Consider the following 18999-nt stretch of genomic DNA (forward strand, 5'->3'; position numbering starts at 1 on the left):
CAGGAGGGCCAGTGGCCGACCATGTAAACTGGTTGCCATATACCCCTACGGGGTATACCGTGCCGTGTGGAGGTGGAGGGCATGAGAGACCAACACGCGACGCACGCCGATGCCATGGTGGTCACCAACGAGGACGAGCATCACCGGCATCCGGTGGGTGAGCACGCTGACGGCGGGCATCACGGCGGTGCCGGGCCGAGCGGTGGCCACCGCCACGCTGGGCACGGATCCGCCGGCGGGCACGGATCCCATGACAAGCACGCAGGCCACGATCCGGAGCAGTTCCGACGTAAGTTCTGGCTTAGCCTGGGGCTGACGATTCCGATCGTGGTGACCAGCCACATGGTGATGGACTGGTTCGGCTACACGATCGACTTCCCGGGCATGAGCTGGGTAGGCCCGGTTCTCGGCTCGGTGGTCTTCTTCTACGGCGGCTGGCCGTTCCTGATCGGCGGTGTCCGCGAGGTCCGCGACCGGGCGCCCGGGATGATGCTGCTGATCTCGATGGCGATCACGGTGGCCTACGTCGCCTCGATGGCGACCAGCCTGGGCGCGTTCGACCTGGACTTCTGGTGGGAGCTGGCCGCGCTCGTCTCGATCATGCTGCTGGGTCATTGGCAGGAGATGAAGGCGATCGGTCAGGCGCAGGGCGCGCTGGCGGCGCTGGCGGCGCTCCTGCCCGACGACGCCGAACAGATCGACGCCGACGGCACGGTGCGCCGGGTGCCGGTGGCCGAGCTGCGGGTTGCGGACGTAGTTCTGGTCCGCTCGGGCGGCCGGGTGCCTGCCGACGGCCGGATCATCGACGGGTCGGCCGAACTGGACGAGTCAATGATCACGGGGGAGTCCCGGCCGGTGCCCCGCGGCGTCGGGGACCGGGTCGTGGCCGGCACGGTGGCGACCGACTCCGCGCTGCGGATCCGGGTCGACGCGGTCGGGGAGGACACCGCGCTGGCCGGCATCGGCCGGCTCGTGGCGCAGGCGCAGGCATCCAGCGGCCGGGCTCAGGTGCTGGCTGACCGGTTCGCGGCGATGCTGTTCTACGTCGCCACCGCCGCCGCGCTGGTCACCTTCGCCGCCTGGTGGGCACTGGGCGACCTCGACCAGTCCGTCGTCCGGACAGTGACGGTCCTGGTGATCGCCTGCCCGCACGCGCTCGGGCTGGCCATCCCGCTGGTGATCGCGCTGTCCACGGCGGTGTCGGCGAAGGCCGGCATCCTGGTCAAGGACCGCCTCGCCCTGGAGCGGATGCGCACCGTCGACGCCGTGCTGTTCGACAAGACCGGCACCTTGACCAAGGGCGCGCACACGGTCACCGCCGTGGCCGCTGCCAGCGGCGTCAGCGAGGACGAGGTGCTGCGTATCGCCGGCGCGGTCGAGGCCGACAGCGAACATCCGCTCGCCAAAGCCTTGGTCAAGGTGGCGCAGGACCGAGGACTGCGAGCGGCCGCCGGCAACTTCCGATCGCTGACCGGTCGCGGCGTCCAGGCTACCGTCGACGACACCACCTGGGCCGTGGGCGGACCCGCCCTGCTGCGGGAGGTTGGTGCGGAGGTTCCCGAGGACCTGGCTACCACCACGCAGGCCTGGTCGGCCCGCGGCGCGGCGGTACTGCACCTGATCCGGCTGTCGCAGGCCGGCCAATCGATCGCGGTCGGCGCTTTCGCGCTGGAGGACGAGGTTCGCGCCGAGGCCCGCGAAGCCATCTCGGATCTGCGCGAGCAGGGCATCGGGAAGATCGTGATGATCACGGGTGACGCCCGCCCGGTCGCCGAGGCGGTCGCTGCGGACCTGGGATTCCGACCCGGGGTCGACGAGGTGTTCGCCGAGGTGCTGCCGGCGGACAAGGACCGGGCAGTGGCTGACCTTCAGGCCCGAGGGTTGACCGTGGCGATGGTCGGCGACGGCGTCAACGACGCGCCCGCCCTGGCCCGCGCCGACGTGGGCCTGGCCATCGGTGCGGGCACCGACGTGGCGATCGAGTCGGCGGGAGTCATCCTGGCCTCGTCGGATCCGCGCGGCGTCACCGGCGTGATGCGACTGTCTCAGGCTTCGTACCGCAAGATGATCCAGAATCTGGCCTGGGCCGCCGGGTACAACGTGGTGGCGATCCCACTCGCCGCCGGCGCGCTGGCCTGGGCCGGGGTCACACTCAGCCCGGCGGTCGGTGCGGTACTGATGTCCGCCTCCACTATCGTGGTGGCTCTGAACGCCCAGCTCCTGCGCCGGGTCAACCTCACTCCCGGACGACGCTGACACAGCGCGAACGGCGGCCCGGTCGGGGCGATCCCGACCGGGCCGCCGCACACCTGGACACCGCGCTAGCTCAGGGCATCAGCGGCTGCCAGGTGGTGACCGGTGTCGGCGGCGCTGCGCAGCGCCCGGCCGTTCGGTAGCCAGGTAGATGAGCCCTCCGCGCCGTCCGCGACGCGTTGATCGCCGCTTGCCGGATCGTCCAGCCCGCACACGCCCTACCGATGGCCGGCGCGGACATGCTGCTGCGACTGCACCATCTGCGGGCCGGCGCCCACGCCCGCACCGGGCTGCCGCGTTTGCTGCTCCCGCTCGCTGCAGTTGCCGCACCGGCGCTGGTCGGGCTTGTCGCGGCAGCGGCTTCTTGCGCTTGACCGGCGGGTGCGATGCGCCAGGGCACCTGATGGGTGTGCCGCGCGACCGGCGGTGCTCACGGGCACAGAGCCGTCGCGGACACCGGACACCAGGGCCCCTGACGGCTTTCGTCACGGTCGTGATCGTCGCTGCCATGCCAGGGCGGCCAGCCGCGCCAGAGCGGCTCACCCCTGGTCTGAACGTAGCCGACCTGCAGGGTGGGGGGATCAGCCGCGCTTCATGAGGCGGCCGACGGCGGCCATCATCTCGGTGGCCATCTCGTCGGCACGTCCTTCGGCGGCGCCTTCGTGCATGCAGTGCCGGGCGTGCCCGTCGAGCAGGCCGAGAGCGACCTTGTCCAGGGCGGCCTGGATGGCGGAGATCTGGGTGAGCACGTCGATGCAGTAGCGGTCGTCGTCGACCATCTTCTCGATGCCACGTACCTGGCCCTCGACGCGGCGCAGCCGGGCGAGCAGTTGATCCTTGCTGGCGGTGTAGCCGCGGATCGGAGTGGGTGTGGTCATGAAACCCAGGATAGCCTACCCCAGGGGGGTATGCTAACGTGCGATGAGAGATACCTCTGGGGGGTATCTTCGGGCGGCGAGCCGCCCCGTGGAAATTGATTGGGAGGAGCGTCCTGATGACCACCGCCACCTATCAGGTGAAGGGTATGACCTGCGGGCACTGCGTGAGTTCGGTCAGTACCGAGATCAGCGGGATCGCCGGGGTTCGCGATGTCCAGGTCGACCTCGCCTCCGGGCAGGTCACCGTCGACAGTGAGGCGCCGCTGGATCCCGCCGCGGTTGCGGCCGCGGTCGACGAGGCCGGCTACGAGCTCGTCAACGCCTGAACGTTTTCTCGAAGCTAACAAGAACTGAGGTATCCAGTCATGAACACGGCGACGAAGCTGAGCGGTTTCGCGCTCGGCCTCGCGGCGGTGTTCGGTGCGGCGTACGGGGTCGGTCAGCTGACCGACCCCGTCGCCCCAGCCGCCGAGACCCGCCACGACACGACCGCCGCCCACGGCAGCGCCCCCCATGACGAAACCGGAAGCGAAGCAGCCTCCCAGATTCCCGGCGGACTGCTGGTTTCCGACCGCGGCTACACCCTGGCGCCGGTTTCCGCCCCACCCGGCGAGTTCGCCTTCCGGATCACCGGTCCGGACGGGCAGACCGTCACCGCCTTCGATGAGGCCCACGACAAGCGGATGCACCTGATCGTCACCCGCAGGGACCTGTCCGGCTTCCGGCATGTCCATCCCGAGATGGCCGCCGACGGCACCTGGCGGGTGGCCGCACCGTTCAGGGACCCGGGAACCTGGCGCGCCTTCGCTGACTTCATCCCCACCGGCGGTGAGGCGCTCACTCTCGGCGTGGACGTCGACCTCCCGGGCACCTTCACTCCGCGACAGGTGCCCGCACCGGCACGCACCGCCAGCGTCGACGGATACACGGTCGCCCTTGACGGTGACCTGCGGCCGGGGGCGACGGCCAGGCTGACGTTGACCATCAGCCGGGACGGTGTGCCGGTCGTCGACCTGCAGCCCTACCTCGGCGCCTACGGCCACCTGGTGGCTCTGCGCTCGGGTGACCTGGCCTACCTGCACGTGCACCCGGACGGAGAACCTGGCGACGGGCGCTCCGAACCAGGCCCGCAGGTGACCTTCCACACCGAGGTCCCCTCGGCCGGCACCTACCGGCTGTTTCTGGACTTCCAACACGCCGGGACGGTGCGGACAGCTGAGTTCACCCTGACCGCCGCCGGCGTCGGGGGCCCCGCACCGGGCGGCCCGGCGACGCCGTACGAGCTCACCAGCCCGGCCACGACCACCACTGACGGGCACGGCGACCCCGGCCACGGCCACGACTGATCGGAGCTGGCGATGACATCCAGTGCGAAACCCTTGCAGCTCGCCGCGAATCAGATCGAGCTGGCCATCGGTGGGATGACCTGTGCCTCCTGCGCGGCGCGGATCGAGAAGAAGCTGAACCGGATGGACGGTGTGTCGGCCACGGTCAACTACGCCACGGAGAAGGCGACCGTCCAGTACACCGGCGACCTCACTCCGGACGACCTGATCGCCACCGTGGAGAAGACCGGCTACAGTGCCGCCCTGCCACCCCCGCGAGGTCCCGCCAGCATCGCCGAGCCGGCCGAACCGGTCGACGAACTGCGCAGCGTACGGACCCGGCTGTGGGTCTCCGTGGTGTTGAGTGTCCCGGTGATTGCCCTGGCGATGGTGCCGGCCTGGCAGTTCACCTACTGGCAGTGGCTGTCGCTGACCCTGGCCGCCCCGGTGGTCGTCTGGGGTGGCCTGCCGTTCCACCGCGCGGCGCTGGTCAACCTGCGCCACGGCGCCGCCACCATGGACACGCTGGTCTCGATGGGCACCCTCGCCGCGTTGGGCTGGTCGGTCTGGGCGCTGTTCCTCGGCGACGCGGGGACGCCCGGGCTGAGCCACCCGTTCAGCTTCGACGTCAGCCGAGACGGCGGTGCCGGGCACATCTACCTGGAAGCAGCGGCCGGCGTCACGACGTTCATCCTCGCGGGCCGCTACTTTGAGGCCCGCTCGAAGCGGACCGCCGGGGCGGCACTTCGCGCCCTGTTGGAACTCGGTGCGAAGGACGTCGCCGTGCTCCGCGACGGTGCCGAGATCCGCATCCCGGTCGACCAGCTCGTGTTGGGGGACCGGTTCGTGGTGCGTCCGGGCGAGAAGATCGCCACCGACGGGACGGTGCACGAGGGGACCTCGGCGGTCGACGCCAGCATGCTGACCGGCGAATCCGTTCCGATCGAGGTCGGCCCCGGCGACACGGTGGTCGGTGCCACCGTCAACGCCGGCGGCCGGCTCGTCGTCACCGCCACTCGCGTCGGCGCGGACACCCAGCTCGCCCAGATGGCGAAGCTCGTCGAGCAGGCGCAGACCGGCAAGGCCGCGGTGCAGCGACTGGCCGACCGGATCTCGGGGGTGTTCGTTCCCATCGTGATCGCCCTCGCGGCGGGCACCCTCGGATTCTGGATCGGCAACGGAGCTGGTCTGGCAGCGGCGTTCACCGCCACGGTGGCCGTACTGATCATCGCCTGCCCGTGCGCGCTCGGGCTGGCCACCCCGACCGCGCTACTGGTCGGCACCGGGCGTGGTGCCCAGCTCGGCATTCTGATCAAGGGGCCGGAGGTGCTGGAATCGACCCGGCGGATCGACACGGTGGTGCTCGACAAGACCGGCACCGTGACCACCGGAAAGATGACCCTGGTCGACGTGCGCCCGATCGAGGGCCAGGACGCCGACGAGTTGCTTCGGCTCGCCGGGGCGATCGAGGCGGCCAGCGAACACCCGATCGCCCAGGCGATCGCCGCCGGCGCCGCCGACGCGGGGCCGCTGCCGCCGGTCACCGGGTTCGCCAACGTCGAAGGCCTCGGTGTGACGGGCCTCATCGAGGGCCGTGACCTGGTGGTGGGCCGTGCCCGGCTGCTGCGTGAGCGCGGCCTGCACGTTTGCGCCGAGGTGGAACGGGCCGCCGGCCAGGCGGAATCCGCCGGGAGTACCGCCGTGCTGGCCGGCTGGGACGGACAGGCTCGCGGTGTCCTCGCCGTCGCCGACGTGGTCAAGCCGACCAGCCGGGCGGCGGTCGGCCAGCTGCGGGCGCTGGGCCTGACACCGATCCTGCTCACCGGCGACAACTCCACCGTCGCGAACGCGGTGGCCGCCGAGGTCGGCATCGACGAGGTGATCGCCGAGGTGCTGCCCGCCGACAAGGTCGACGTGGTCAAGCGCCTCCAAGCCGATGGGAAGGTGGTGGCGATGGTCGGCGACGGCGTCAACGACGCCGCCGCGCTCACCCAGGCCGATCTGGGCCTGGCCATGGGCACTGGCACCGACGTGGCGATCGAGGCATCCGACCTGACCCTCGTCCGGGACGACCTGACCGCCGCCGTGGATGCCATCCGGCTGGCCCGGCGCACCCTGCGGATCATCAAGAGCAACCTGTTCTGGGCCTTCGCCTACAACGTCGCCGCCCTACCCCTGGCGGCGGCGGGGCTGCTAAACCCGATGATCGCCGGTGCCGCGATGGCCTTCTCCTCGGTCTTCGTGGTCGCCAACAGCCTCCGCCTGCGCCGTTTCCACCCCATCGGATAAGGCACCGTACGTCGAGGCGCCCATCGCTGGTACGGATGGGCGCCTCGCATCGCCTTCGAAGTCCGCTGGGGTGTCCCAGCCAGCGACGGCTCGCCCCCGGTAATGGCTGTCTTCAGGACGCTCGTCGGCCTCCCGATCCCCGGGACAGGCCCATGGACGTGGAGGGCATGACGGACGAGCTGACGGATAGCTGAACAGATGACCCACGACGAAGGTGAGGTTCCCCCGGTAGCTCGGAGGCTTTCGATCATGCTCTGATGGAGCTGAAGGGAGTCATCCGTGGCAGCACCGAAGAAGTATCCCGATGAGCTGCGTGAACGTGCGGTGCGGTTGTATCGGGAGTCGGACCCGAAGCCGGTGATCCGCCAGCTGGCGCGGCAGCTTGGGGTGCATCACGAAGCGTTGCGGAACTGGATCCGCCAGGACGAGGCCGACCGGGGTCAGCGTGATGACCGGCCGACGACCTCGGAGGTGGAGGAGTTGCGTCGGCTGCGGCGGGAGAACGCCGAGTTGAAGCGGGCGAATGAGATCCTGAAGGCCGCGTCGGCTTTTTTCGCCTCGGAACTCGACCCGACCCGGCGACGGTCATGACGCTCGTCGACGAGCTACGCGACCGCTTCGGGGTCGAGCCCGTCCTCCGGGTCCTCAACGTGGCCGTGTCGACCTACTACGGGTGGCTCGCCCAGGCAGCGAACCCGTCACCGCGACGGCGCGAGGACGCGGACCTGGCGGTGGAGATCGCGGAGATCCACGATGTGTCCGGCGGCACCTACGGCAGTCCGCGAGTGCACGCCATGCTGCGGCGCCAAGGCCGCCAGGTGGGCCGCAAGCGGGTCGAGCGGTTGATGCGTGACGCCGGCCTGCAAGGGGCGTTCCTGCGCAAGAAGTGGCGCATCCCCTCGACCCGGTCGAACCCGAAGGCGACACCGGCACCGGACCTGGTCAACAGGCACTTCACCGCCGCGGCACCGAACCGGCTGTGGGTCGCCGACGCCACCCGTATCCCCTGCGGCGAGGGCGTGTTCTGGCTCGCCGCGGTGCGAGACGTGTTCTCCAACCGCATCGTGGGCTGGCGGTGCTCCGACCGCTGCGACACCGACCTGATCCTCGGTGCTCTCGAGTACGGCATCTGGTCCCGCGACGTCCGCGACGGCCAACTGATCCACCACTCGGACAGGGGCTCGAACTACACGTCGTTCCGCTTCGCGCAACGCCTGGCCGACAACGGGATCCTGCCCTCGATGGGCTCAGTCGGCGACTCGTTCGACAACGCCCTGATGGAGAACTTCTGGTCGACGTTCAAGATCGAACTGGTCTACCGCAACTCCTGGCGCATGCGCTGACCGCCTCGGCAACCGTGACGTCCGACGAGGGGCTCGACCGCCTCGTCAGGCTCACCCTCACCGCGCTCCACGCCGCTGCCGATCGCCCAACCTCCCAGCTTCAAGTGGCTGCTCCTCGACGAGGAGGCCATCGACCGGTCGCCGATGGAGCGGGTGCGTCAGCCGAAGACGCCCCGCAAGCTGATTCCGGTCATGCGTGACGAGGACACCAGCAAGCTTCTCGACGCCTGCAAGGGCAAAGGCTTCGCGAACCTGCGTGATGAGGCGTTGATCCGGGTGTACTGCAACACCGGCGCACGCCTGTCGGAGGTCGGCAACCTTCTGGTCGCTGATGTGGACCTGCACACGGAGTCGGTGCGTTTGAACGGCAAGGGCGCCAAGGATCGGCGGGTGCGGTTCGGGCCGAAGACGGCCCGGGCGTTGTCGCGGTATCTGCGGGCCCGGGACAAGCACAAGGGCGTCGCCCTGCCGAACCTGTGGCTGGCCGAACGCGGCACTACGGCCTTGACTCCGAACTGCTCGCGAGATCGAGGTGCTGCGGGTGATCGGCACCGGCATGACCAACGGCGACATCGCACGCGGACTGGTGGTCAGCGAGGCGACGGTCAAGACCCACCTACATCGGGCGATGACCAAGCTTAGCCTCGCCAGCCGAGCACAGGCCGTCGTGGTCGCGTACGAGAGTGGCCTGGTCACCCCGGGACGCGACGCCACGCCCGGCTCGCGGTCATGAACTCACGGGCGCCGCTCGCGTGCGATCGCCGCGGCCAGGCCGGCGAGCACGGCCACCGCCGCCACCAGTACCATCCGGCCGCCCGGGACCGCAGTGGTACGTCATCGGCCGCCGCCGAGAGCAGGGCGCGCTCGTGTGCTCGTTCGACCTGCTCGCCGACGCCGGCGGCCGGTTTACCTGGGCGTGAGTCGCAGCTCGCCGCGAACGACGATTATGGATTCGTGGTCGACGTCGCCCCTCCGACACGAACTCCCATGGCTTGACCACCCGTGTCGTGGGGTCCTCGCGGCCTGTGCTCCCGGTCCCTGCGTGGATGAGGTTTTCGGCAGGGCAGCAGCGATCACCAGGCGCAGGGTGTGTAGTCCTTGAGGAAGCAGCCGTGCAGGTCTTCGCCCTGTTCGCCGCGGATGATCGGGTCGTAGACCCGGGCCGCGCCGTCGACGAGGTCCAGCGGAGCGTGGAAGCCGGCGTCCGCCAGGCGCATCTTCGTGGGGTGTGGCCGCTCGTCGGTGATCCAGCCGGTGTCGACGCTGGTCATGAGGATGCCGTCGGCCAGCATCTCCTGGGCGCTGGTGCGGGTCAGCATGTTGAGCGCGGCCTTGGCCATGTTGGTGTGTGGGTGCCCTGGCCCTTTGTAGCCGCGGGCGAACTGGCCCTCCATCGCCGACACGTTCACCACGTACTTGCGGCGGGCGGTCGCTGCGGCCATCGCCGGTCGCAGCCGGCTGATCAGGACGAACGGCGCGGTCACGTTGCACAGCTGCACTTCGAGCAGTTCGACCGGGTCCACTTCGTGCACCCGCTGCACCCAGCTGTTGACCGGGTCGAGGTCCGGGACCAGACCGCCGGCGTCGATGGCGCTGGCTGTTGCGATCCGTGCCGGTGAGGCGGAGCCGCTGGTCAGCGCCAGCGCGGTGAGCGCGTGCGGGGTGATGGTGGGCGAGTTCAGTGGGGCTGTCAGGCTACCCGCCGGGTCGCCCCGGCCGGCCGGTTTGGCGAATGTGATCATCTCCGGCAGTGGGCCGTCCGGCAGGGCCGCCGCCTCCGCGGCGACGAGTTGCGCGTACGCCGCAGGCGTGCGGCGGACGGTCTGCGCCGCGTTGTTGATCAGGATGTCGAGTGGTCCCTGGCCGCTTACCGAGTCAGCGAGGGCGATGACCTGGGCGGGGTCGCGTAGGTCGATCCCGACGATCCGCAGGCGGTGGAGCCACTGCCCGCTGTCGGGCATCGCGGCGAATCGGCGGACCGCGTCGTGGGGAAACCGTGTGGTCACCGTCGTGTGCGCGCCGTCGCGCAGCAGCCGCAGCGCGATGTACATGCCGATCTTCGCCCGGCCGCCGGTGAGCAGCGCGCGCCGGCCGGTCAGGTCGGTGCGGGCGTCGCGGCGCTCCCGGTTCAGTGCGGCGCAGGGCGGGCAGAGCTGATGGTAGAAGGCATCCACATCGCGGTAGCGCTGCTTGCAGATGTAGCAGCCACGCGGCTTGTGCAGGACGCCGGCCGTGGCACCTACGGTGGGGGAGGCGAGTGGGTTGCCCTGGGTCTCGTCGTCGATCCGGCCTGGGGCGGCGGTGGCGGTGGCCGCCGTCACCGCGCGGTCGGCTGCCGCGATGGCATCCCGCCGTTCCTCACGTCGTCGCTGCTTGATCATCTTGTAGAGCTTCGCGGTGGCCCGCTGCACCCGCACCACGTCGGGGTGATCGGGAGGCAGGTCCTCCAACGCCTCGAAGACGCTGAGACAAGTCTCCAGCAGGGCCGGGTCAATGCGGTATTGACCGGTTTCCGTAATTCTGTCCGCCGTCATGCTGTCGCTGTCTCGTCCCGTTCCCTGCGCCGGATCTATCCGGCGCACCCCAAGTCCGACCCGGAACTGTACGCACCGCGCGGCCTCCGACGCATCCCGCGCCTGTTCACCAGCCCGAAGACCGTAGAGGTGACACCTGGACCAGGTCTATATGTTCAGGTCCGGCCCGTCTGTGGCGGGTAGCAGGGGATGGGCCAGCACGTCCCATAGGGGAGCCGACCACCGGACCGACCACCCACCGCCGCGACAGACGGCCCCTCACCATGACCTGACCGGACCGCATCGAACACCAGCGATCACAGGCGCGGGACCGAAGCGGCCGACATCAGCGGTGAATGATCGAGGCTAGTGGTCGACGATCCCCATTTTCGGCTCCGATCTTTCCGTCTGGTGGGAGGGTGGTGATCCGCACGGTGCGAGATCAGGTCGCGTCGCGCAGCCAGGTCCGGCAAAGCCACCAGGCGGTCATGGCACCGAAGGTGCCCGCCGGGTCGATGCCGGTGACGGCGGCGAAGCGCCGGACCCGATTGCGAACCGTGTTGGGGTGCACGAAAAGTCTCGCCCCGGCGAGGTCGACATCGCGGTCGCTCTCCAGCCAGGCGAGCACGGCGTGCGCCACCGATTCGGCAGTCGGTCCGAGTGTCGCCCAAGCGGGCGCGTAGCGGTCGAGCAGCACCGTTGCCAGGTCTGCCCGCTCGGTCAACGCCGCCAGCCAGGCCACATCGGCAATGTGGATCAGTCCGGTGCGGCCGGTGGACTCGGCGGCGGTCAGGGCCGCGGTGGCGAGCCGCTGCACCGGCGCGAGTTTCTCCGGTTCGGCCGGACCGGCGAGCCCTGCCACGGCCGCGGTCCCCTTCAGGCGGGCGGACGGAGCCCGGGACAGAACTCCGACCATCAGGTCGTCCACGGTTGCGCACAGCACCGGCGGGTGCTCGCGCACGGCTCGTTCGATGCCGGCGGCGGTCTCCCCGGGCCGGGCGACGAGCACCCACAGCCCGTCGGTGACCGGAAGGCCGGCCTCGGCGGCTGCCAGCGTGGCCGCCGAACCACCCTGGAGCAGCCGCCGCAGCAGTGCCGTGTCCCGGCGCCCGGGAAGCGGATCCGTGCTGGCTCCGGTAGCCCGATGCGCGCTGATCAGCCGGGCCCGGACGGCCTCGGCCCAGTCGTCGTAAAGGTCCCGGACGTCCAGCAGTTGCTCGGCGCTGACGCCTTGGTCCCGGGCGAGTTCCCGGGCCCGGGCCCAGATCGCGCGCTCGGCGACGTGGATCGCGCCCAGCACCGATTCGATCGGCACGCCCTGCCGGGCACGGGTGACACCGAGGTCCGCGACGAACGACAGCTCAGCTTCGGTGGGGCCGCGCCGTGCGGCCAGTGCGCGGGTTGCGGCCACCAGCAGAGCGCGGGTGTGCCCGGCGATGTCGGAGGTGGGCAGTGCGGAGACCTCCCGCACGGTGGTACGGACTCCGGCGACCACCGAGGGCAGCAGTTCGTCATCGCCCACGACGCGTTCGATCAGGTTCACCATCGTCGTCCAGCCGTCCGGATGCGTCATCCTGTCATGCTCTCCGCCGTTGTGCTGCGCTACAACAAGAACCCGAAACTGCGTGCTCCACGCCATGTGATCGCCCCCGTGCCAGGCCCTACGGTTTGGCGGAAGCTACAACCGTCGAGGAGCACCATGGCCGTTTCTTCGAGTCGGGTGGCGGTGATCGGTGCGGGAGCGGCCGGTCTCGCCACGGTGAAGGCGCTGCTCGACGCCGGTTGTGCGGTGGTGGCGTACGAAAAGGGTGACCGGCCCGGTGGCCTGTGGGTCAGGGACAACAGCAGCGGCCTGTCTCCGGCGTACGCCTCCCTGCACTTGAACACCAGCAAACGCCGCACCGAGTTCGCGGATTTTCCGATGCCCGCGGACTGGCCCGACTATCCGTCGGCCAGTCGCGTCGCCAGTTACCTGGCCGACTATGCGCAGTCGTTCGGGCTCATTCCGCACATCCGGTTCGGGAGCACGGTCACCCGCGTCGAGCGTGACCGGGTCTGGGCGGTGACGACCGAGTCCGGTGACACCGAGCGGTACGACGCCGTGGTGGTCGCGAACGGCCACAACTGGGATCCGCGCTATCCGGATCCGGCTTATCCGGGCACGTTCCACGGCACCCAGATGCACGCCCACGACTACCGCACTCCGGACGTCTTCCTGGATCGGCGGGTGCTGATCGTCGGCATGGGCAACTCGGCCATGGACATCGCGGTGGACGCCTCGCACGTCGCTCGGGGGCCGGTCCTGCTCTCCGCCCGGCGCGGCGTCCACATCGTCCCCAAGTACCTGTTCGGCCGCCCGGCCGACGCGACCGGCGGTGCCCTCGCCGCCCTGCCGTGGCGGCTGCGGCAGCGCATCGCCGAGACCCTGTTGCGGCTCGCTGTCGGGACCCCGCAGAGGTACGGCTTACCCGCCCCGGCCGGTGGCCTGTTCCAGAACCATCCGACGATCAGCGACACGATCCTGCACCGGCTCACCCACGGCGAGGTGACCCCACGTCCCGGCATCGAACGGCTGGACGGGGAACGGGTGATGTTCACCGACGGCAGCGCCGACCCGGTCGACGTGATCGTCTGGGCCACCGGGTACCGGGTGAGTATCCCGTTCCTGTCCCCTCAATGGCTGGGCCCCGACCCCCAACAGTTGCTGCTGTACCAGCGGGTCTTCCATCTCGACGACCCCAGCCTGGCATTCGTCGGCCTGATGCAGTCCACCGGTGCCGCTCTGCCGGTCGTGGAGGTCCAGGCGAAACTGGTCGCCGCGTATCTCTCCGGCGGCTATGCCCTGCCCGGCATCGACGAACAGCAGCACGCCGTGCAGCGAGCCTTGCGCGCCGCCATCGCACGGTGGGGCACGAACGCGCGGCCGCACATGCGTATCGATTTCGACAGGTACGTCGCCGACCTGCTCAGGGAGATCGCGGCTGGCCGGAATCGCCTCGCCCGGGGCGGACGCACCTTCACCGCCGAGGAGAGTGTGGTTTGAGCGCCCGAGACCCCCGCGGATTGCGTGTCCTCGTCACCGGTGCCTCCGGCACGTTCGGCCGGGCCATCTGTGCCCGGCTGGACGAACTCGGGGCCAAGGTCGTCGGGTTGGACCTGGCCTCCCGTGCCGATGACCCGGTCCGGGTCCTGGCCTGCGACATCACCGACGACGACGCGGTGCCGGCGGTGGTACGCGAAGCAATTGACCAGCTCGGTGGGCTCGACCTGCTGATCAACAACGCCGGGATCGGTGGGCCGGCCCCGGCCGAACTGGCGCCGGGCGCGGAAGTACGCCGCCAGCTCGACATCAACCTGCTGGGCACCTGGCGGGTCACCGCCGCATGTGTGGACGCGCTGGTCGCCTCTGGTGGCCGGATAGTCATGCTCAGCTCGCGGATGGCCGTCATGCAGTTGCCGCTGGCCGCTGCGTACGGTGCCTCCAAGCGCGCCCTGGTCGCGTACGCGGACGCGCTGCGTCTGGAGCTCGGCACCCATGTCGGCGTCACCTGCGTGTACCCGTCGGCGGTACGAAGCCCGATCCACGACTCGACGGCCGCGGCCGGGCTGTCGCTGGAGGGCATGAGCCAATACGAGCCGCTGGACGGGGTGGTCCGGACCGTGCTGCGCGCCGCGCTCAGTCGTCGTCCTCGCCGTGATCTACCCACCACCCGGCGGGGCGCGGTCGAGTTCTTCCTGGCCCGTCACCTGCCCGCGCTGACCGATCGGATCGTGGCGCGCATCCTCGCCGGCCGGGTCCGCTCCGGCGCGTTCCAGGGCGCCGAGTTGGCCGCGGGTGTGGTCGCACGGCACGAGGCGACCCGATGACGGCGCTGCGCGGGGCGGCGGGCGAGGTACGAAGCAGGGCAGGTGACCTGATCGCGTACGCCACCGGTTCGGTCGGGATGGGCGTCTGGGTAACCGTTCCCGGCCTGCTGTTGCTCTATTTCCTCACCAATACGCTCGGTGTCTCGCCGTTCCTGGCCGGTCTCACCCTGCTGCTGCCGAAGATCATCGACATCATCGTGCATCCGATGCTGGGCAGCCGATCCGACCGGGAAGCGCGCAGCAGCGGACACCGGCTCGGCATGCTGCGGGTCGGTCTGCTGCTTCCGGTGGCCATGGTGGCGATGTTCTCGGTGCCCGCCGGTTTCTCCGGCGCATCGGCGGCGCTCTGGGTGGGCGGCTGGTTCATCGCCGGCAACCTGTTCTTCGCGTGTTTCCAGGTGCCCTACCTGACCACCCCGTCCGATCTTCGAGTCGGGTACCACGAGCGCACCCGGGTGTTCATGTTCCGGATGCTTTTCCTCACCCTCGGGTTGCTTGGTGCCGGTGTGGCCGCACCGGCGCTGGTGGAGTCGGGACGGCGCGGCGACTACGGCTGGATGGCCCTGCTGCTCTCCGGCGTCATGGTGATCTCCGGGCTGGTCGCACTGACCGGGGTACGGCGTCTCACTGCCCACGCCGGTTTCCGGATGCCCGACCAGCAGGCGGCCCACTCGACCATCGGTGACATCGCGGTCGCCTGGCGGGATCCCGACTTCCGCGCGCTGGTGCTGTCCTACCTGTTCACCGGCACCACTACTCACCTGTTCCTCGCAGCGCTGCCGTTCTACACCAAGTACGTCTTCGAGAACTCTGGGCTAACCGCCCTGTTCATGGGGGCGTTCCTCGGTCCAGCGGTCGTCGCCGGTCCGGTGTGGATGCAGGTGTCCAGGCGCATCGGCAAGCAGCGTGGCCTGCTGATCTGCCAGGCGGTCTTCGTGGCCGGTTCGCTGGCGCCGCTGCTCGGCTACGGCACCGGGCCGGCTGTCGCGGTGGTCGGCGTCCTGGGCATCGCGTTCGCCGGGCTGCAGCTGTTCGCGTTCTCGATGGTCCCGGACGCGGTCGCGGCCGCCGAGCAGCGTGGCACCGTCCGGGCTGGCGCCTACACCGGTGTCTGGACCGCCACCGAAGCCACCGGCACCGCAATCGGCCCGTACGTGTACTCGGCCGTGCTCGCCCTAGGCGGCTTCATCGCCACCACCGAGGGGCAGACCGTGACGCAGCCGGAGTCCGCCCACACCGCCCTGTTGATCGGCTTCACCGTGGTCCCGGCGGTGCTGATGGCCGCGGCGCTGACATTCCAAGTGCGCTGGAAGCTGGATCGGACACGCCACACCGGTTGAGCGTTGCGTGCTCAGGCCGGGCACCGGTCGCCGAGCGAAAGCCTGCATGGCCAGCGTCCCGAGCATCGGGCGGGGAGCCAGCAGCCAGAATGGGGGCTGACGTTGCCGGCATCGAGCCGGTTCGGGTTCGGCGATCACGCGGTGCCACCGCTGCCAAAGCGTCCCGCACCGCCGCATCGACGACTGGTCAGTCGGCGAGGCGTTCGAAGAGGACCCGGCGCACGCCGTAGGTTGCTCATACCGGGCGGTACCTGGATGCCCGGCCAGGACGCCCGCCCGCCATCGGGCATCATGGTGGGCGCGACCGAACGTTGCGCCCGGTCTGCGGCTATCGGATGTGCTCGGCTGATCGACCGACTTCGTCACGCTGTCTGAGTTCCGAGTCGTGGGCTCAGGCTGCGGCCGTTGGCCAGCCGAGTTGCTGCTCTCAGGTGAGTTCGAGGCCGCCGTCGATGGTGAGGACTTGTCCGGTGAGCCAGGTGGCGGCGGGGTCGGCGAGCCGGAGCACCCATCTGGCCACGTCGTCGGGGTGGCCGCGGCGGCCCAGTGGGATGCGCGCGGCTTCGTCCTGTTTGATCTGGTTGACCATGGGTGCGGGCAGGCCGGCGGCGCGCAGGGCTTCGCTTTCGGTGGGGCCGGGGGCCAGGGCGTTGACCCGGATGCCGTCGGTGGCCAGTTCCAGTGCCCAGCATCGGGTGAGCTGTTCGAGGGCGGCTTTGGACGCGGCGTAGTGGGCGGCGCCGGCCACCGGGCGATGGCCGTAGGTGCTGGAGATGTTGATGATGGTGCCGCGGGTGCGCCGCAGGTGGGGTAGAGCCGCGTGGGCGAGCATGCTGGGTGCGGTGACGTGGAGGTCGAACATCTCGGTGATGCGGTCCGCGACCGTGTCGGCGAGCGGCATGACGGCGGTGGCGCCAGCATTGTTGACCAGCACGTCTACCCGACCCCACCGGTCGACGGCGGCGTCGATGATCGCCTGGCCGGCGTGGGTCGCGCGGATGTCGGTGGCGAGAACGGCGATGCCGGGATGCTCTTGCGCGGTGCGGTGCAGTGCCTCCGCGCGGCGTCCGACACCGAGGACGTGCGCGCCGGCTTCGGCAAACGCGATCGTGGCCGCGCGGCCGATTCCTGATCCTGCTCCGGTGATGACGGCCACGCGACCGGTGAATGGGCCGGTGTCTGGGGGTGTGGTCACAACTCCACCTCTTGTTCGATATTCGTAGAACATCGAACAAGCTATCATGGTCGGGTGAAAGATCCGCAGCACCCGGAACTCGCCGAGATGACCCTCACCGACGTGATGGCCGCGCTGAGCGACCCGCTCCGGATCGGCCTGGTCCGACTGCTGTCCGACGGCCACGAACGCGGCTGGGGAGAGCTGCGAACGCCGGTGTCCAAGTCGACGCTGAGCCACCATCTGCGGGTGCTGCGCGCTGCGGGGCTCACCCGCACTCGCCAGGAAGGCACCCGGTGTTACGTCGTGCTGCGCCGTGAGGACCTGAACGCCCGTTTCCCCGGTCTGTTGGACGCCGTGCTGACCGCCGCAGACAGCGAGGACGTCGGCAACCAGGTTGGACTCGCGACCGGCCGCCCGCTCACGTGACACAACGGCGCCAAGGTAGGAACCACTTCTGGCCACTCCGAGCGGGCGTCGGCGCGGGCGGGTCGGTCCCTGCGCGTGGCGCGCGAGTGCCCGGGCCTACTACGTGCTGCTCGCCGACGCCGGGGGCCGGGTTACCTGGGCGTGAGTTGCAGTTCGCCGCGAACGACGATCATGGATTCGTGGTCGACGTCGTCCTACCGACACGAACCCCCATGCCTGCGGCGGGCGTGCGGCGATGGTAGGAGCGCGCCGCTCCCTTGGTGACGGGTGTTCTGCTGGTAGGGAGCGGGACGCGATGGACTGGTGACCCGCAACGAACGCCGCCGCCCGAGCAGAATCCGCGCGGCCCCGTCCGGGTAAGCGGTGGTCCATTCCCTGGTCACGTCGGGATCTGACGGCCTGAGGCAGCGCGTCGACGACGGCCAAGCCTGCTCCAGCGGCAGGAAGGGGGCGAGACGATGGCCTCCGACCAGGTGCGACACGAGTCCGGATTCGGAAGCACGCCGCTCGGCTCGCAGACCACCCCGAATCGATATTGGGACGGCGACCTGCGCGACCAGGCCGACGGGCGGGCCCGGGCCAACCCTTTGAAAGCGACGGCCCGGGACCCGCATTGGCGTCAGCGCACCTGGTCACCCTCGCCGGTACGCTCCTGGGCCTGGTTCACACCCTTGTCGATGTGCTGGTCGTACTTGCCGCCGGTGCGCTTGTCGGCCATGTCACCGGCCCGCTCCAGCCCTTGGTCAACCTGCTTGTCGTGCTTGTCCGCGAAATCCTTGGCCTTGCTCATAAAGTCACCCACAACGATCCTCCTTCTCGTAGGGCCACCTCTGTCAGGTTCCCTTGCCCCGGCACCGGAAACGCCGACAGATCGGCACGAAACGCCTCGTATCGCCGGGCTGCAGGGGATACACCGGGGGTACCCGGCCTGAGAGCGGGAGGAATGGCCGGATGTCGCCGCCTTAGCATGTGGAATCAACGCCACCTGCTACACGGGAGAGCACCTCGGAAGCCGCGGCCAGCGCGAGCCGGGACCTCAGCCCGCCCGACAAGGTGCCCAGCAGGCGGTTGCGGTCCAGTCCGGGCAGGCCGAGTGCGTTCAGCATGATCTCGACCCGGGTGTCGGCCTGATACCCCTCGCGGGCTTCCAACCGGGCGACCAGTTCGCCGTAGAGGGGCAGCTCGGCGGGTGTGGCATCACCCAGGCCGAGCTCGGCCTGCCGTATCCGGCGCTCCAGGTCGCGCAGGTCCGCCAGCGCGAGATCGACGGCGTCGCCGACGAGGGCCGTTCCGGGCAGGTCCAGGGTCTGGGCCAGATAGTCGACGCCACCGGGCGACGGTGACGGAGCTGTTGTCGGGTCGGCTTCGTCAGGCGAGCAGGCGCAGCAGAGTGGATTTTCCGGATCCGTTGTCGCCGATCACACCGATCTTTCCGCCGGGCTTGACCGTGAGCGAGACCTCGTTCAGCGTGGTCACGCCGACGGCCCGGGGGCTGCGGGCTGGGGGACCGTCGGCGGGGTGGCATATCGCTCGCGGCGTACGCCGCTGATTTCACCGGCTGATCTGGCTGGATCGTGGCTGAGGCGGC

At 69.8% G+C, this 18999-nt stretch carries 17 protein-coding genes and 1 pseudogene; 12 read left to right on the top strand and 6 right to left on the bottom strand.

The features are described from left to right. Positions 1-114 precede the first annotated feature (114 nt). The gene (locus ACN26Z_RS12850; protein ID WP_421464642.1) at positions 115-2256 is read left to right on the top strand and encodes a heavy metal translocating P-type ATPase; all 2142 of its coding nucleotides are present in this window, start codon (positions 115-117) and stop codon (positions 2254-2256) included. 578 nt (positions 2257-2834) lie between these two features. Here ACN26Z_RS12850 and ACN26Z_RS12855 read toward each other — a convergent pair. Then, positions 2835-3131 carry a metal-sensitive transcriptional regulator gene (locus ACN26Z_RS12855; protein WP_139583992.1) on the bottom strand — a complete coding sequence of 99 codons (297 nt, stop codon included), beginning with the start codon at positions 3129-3131 and terminating at the stop codon, positions 2835-2837. Between the two features lie 116 nt (positions 3132-3247). Between ACN26Z_RS12855 and ACN26Z_RS12860 the strand changes: the two genes are divergently transcribed. The 7 genes from ACN26Z_RS12860 to ACN26Z_RS12890 all read left to right on the top strand — a co-directional run bounded on the left by ACN26Z_RS12860 (position 3248) and on the right by ACN26Z_RS12890 (position 8821). Continuing rightward, a complete protein-coding gene (locus tag ACN26Z_RS12860; RefSeq protein WP_396887910.1) occupies positions 3248-3457 on the top strand; it encodes a heavy-metal-associated domain-containing protein in 210 nt (69 codons plus the stop codon). Positions 3458-3496: 39 nt separating this feature from the next. Further along, positions 3497-4477 carry a hypothetical protein gene (locus ACN26Z_RS12865; RefSeq protein ID WP_421461371.1) on the top strand — a complete coding sequence of 327 codons (981 nt, stop codon included), beginning with the start codon at positions 3497-3499 and terminating at the stop codon, positions 4475-4477. 12 nt (positions 4478-4489) lie between these two features. After that, on the top strand, positions 4490-6745 hold the full coding sequence (locus tag ACN26Z_RS12870; RefSeq protein WP_421461372.1) for a heavy metal translocating P-type ATPase: 2256 nt from the start codon (positions 4490-4492) through the stop codon (positions 6743-6745). Positions 6746-7024: 279 nt separating this feature from the next. Next, the gene (locus ACN26Z_RS12875) at positions 7025-7336 is read left to right on the top strand and encodes a transposase (protein ID WP_204924187.1); all 312 of its coding nucleotides are present in this window, start codon (positions 7025-7027) and stop codon (positions 7334-7336) included. Continuing rightward, the gene (locus ACN26Z_RS12880; protein ID WP_421461374.1) at positions 7333-8088 is read left to right on the top strand and encodes an IS3 family transposase; all 756 of its coding nucleotides are present in this window, start codon (positions 7333-7335) and stop codon (positions 8086-8088) included. Before ACN26Z_RS12875 ends, ACN26Z_RS12880 begins: the two co-directional genes overlap by 4 nt. 144 nt (positions 8089-8232) lie before the next feature. Then, positions 8233-8730, top strand: coding sequence for a tyrosine-type recombinase/integrase (locus tag ACN26Z_RS12885; protein WP_421461375.1), 498 nt, complete (start codon positions 8233-8235; stop codon positions 8728-8730). Next, positions 8645-8821 carry a response regulator transcription factor gene (locus tag ACN26Z_RS12890; RefSeq protein ID WP_421461376.1) on the top strand — a complete coding sequence of 59 codons (177 nt, stop codon included), beginning with the start codon at positions 8645-8647 and terminating at the stop codon, positions 8819-8821. The genes ACN26Z_RS12885 and ACN26Z_RS12890 overlap by 86 nt, the downstream gene beginning before the upstream one ends. A gap of 340 nt (positions 8822-9161) precedes the next feature. On the opposite strand, the gene ACN26Z_RS12895 is transcribed toward ACN26Z_RS12890, so the two are convergent. Both ACN26Z_RS12895 and ACN26Z_RS12900 read right to left on the bottom strand, forming a co-directional pair. Next, positions 9162-10622, bottom strand: a complete 1461-nt coding sequence (locus tag ACN26Z_RS12895) for an SDR family NAD(P)-dependent oxidoreductase (protein ID WP_421461377.1) — start codon at positions 10620-10622, stop codon at positions 9162-9164. 421 nt (positions 10623-11043) lie between these two features. Continuing rightward, positions 11044-12174 (bottom strand): helix-turn-helix domain-containing protein, encoded by a 1131-nt coding sequence (locus tag ACN26Z_RS12900; RefSeq protein WP_421461379.1) that lies wholly within the window; start codon positions 12172-12174, stop codon positions 11044-11046. A 126-nt stretch (positions 12175-12300) separates the two neighbouring features. Between ACN26Z_RS12900 and ACN26Z_RS12905 the strand changes: the two genes are divergently transcribed. Genes ACN26Z_RS12905 through ACN26Z_RS12915 form a run of 3 tightly spaced genes read left to right on the top strand, consistent with a single transcriptional unit; the run spans position 12301 to position 15808 of the window. Beyond that, a complete protein-coding gene (locus ACN26Z_RS12905; protein WP_421461380.1) occupies positions 12301-13644 on the top strand; it encodes a flavin-containing monooxygenase in 1344 nt (447 codons plus the stop codon). Further along, positions 13641-14468, top strand: a complete 828-nt coding sequence (locus ACN26Z_RS12910; RefSeq protein WP_421461381.1) for an SDR family NAD(P)-dependent oxidoreductase — start codon at positions 13641-13643, stop codon at positions 14466-14468. Before ACN26Z_RS12905 ends, ACN26Z_RS12910 begins: the two co-directional genes overlap by 4 nt. Beyond that, positions 14465-15808: an MFS transporter gene (locus ACN26Z_RS12915; RefSeq protein WP_282239080.1), complete on the top strand. Its 1344-nt coding sequence runs from the start codon at positions 14465-14467 to the stop codon at positions 15806-15808. The genes ACN26Z_RS12910 and ACN26Z_RS12915 overlap by 4 nt, the downstream gene beginning before the upstream one ends. A 427-nt stretch (positions 15809-16235) precedes the next feature. Here ACN26Z_RS12915 and ACN26Z_RS12920 read toward each other — a convergent pair whose 3' ends face one another. Beyond that, on the bottom strand, positions 16236-17003 hold the full coding sequence (locus tag ACN26Z_RS12920; protein WP_421461383.1) for an SDR family NAD(P)-dependent oxidoreductase: 768 nt from the start codon (positions 17001-17003) through the stop codon (positions 16236-16238). An 87-nt stretch (positions 17004-17090) separates the two neighbouring features. Between ACN26Z_RS12920 and ACN26Z_RS12925 the strand changes: the two genes are divergently transcribed. After that, positions 17091-17411: an ArsR/SmtB family transcription factor gene (locus ACN26Z_RS12925; RefSeq protein WP_282240535.1), complete on the top strand. Its 321-nt coding sequence runs from the start codon at positions 17091-17093 to the stop codon at positions 17409-17411. A 619-nt stretch (positions 17412-18030) separates the two neighbouring features. On the opposite strand, the gene ACN26Z_RS12930 is transcribed toward ACN26Z_RS12925, so the two are convergent. Further along, positions 18031-18213 (bottom strand): antitoxin, encoded by a 183-nt coding sequence (locus tag ACN26Z_RS12930; RefSeq protein ID WP_421461385.1) that lies wholly within the window; start codon positions 18211-18213, stop codon positions 18031-18033. 211 nt (positions 18214-18424) lie between these two features. Then, positions 18425-18938 (bottom strand): annotated as a pseudogene (locus tag ACN26Z_RS12935) (ATP-binding cassette domain-containing protein); the annotation flags it as partial. Positions 18939-18999 lie beyond the last annotated feature (61 nt).

Source organism: Verrucosispora sp. WMMD703 (genome assembly GCF_049178935.1).
Classification (GTDB): Bacteria; Actinomycetota; Actinomycetes; order Mycobacteriales; family Micromonosporaceae; genus Micromonospora; species Micromonospora sediminimaris.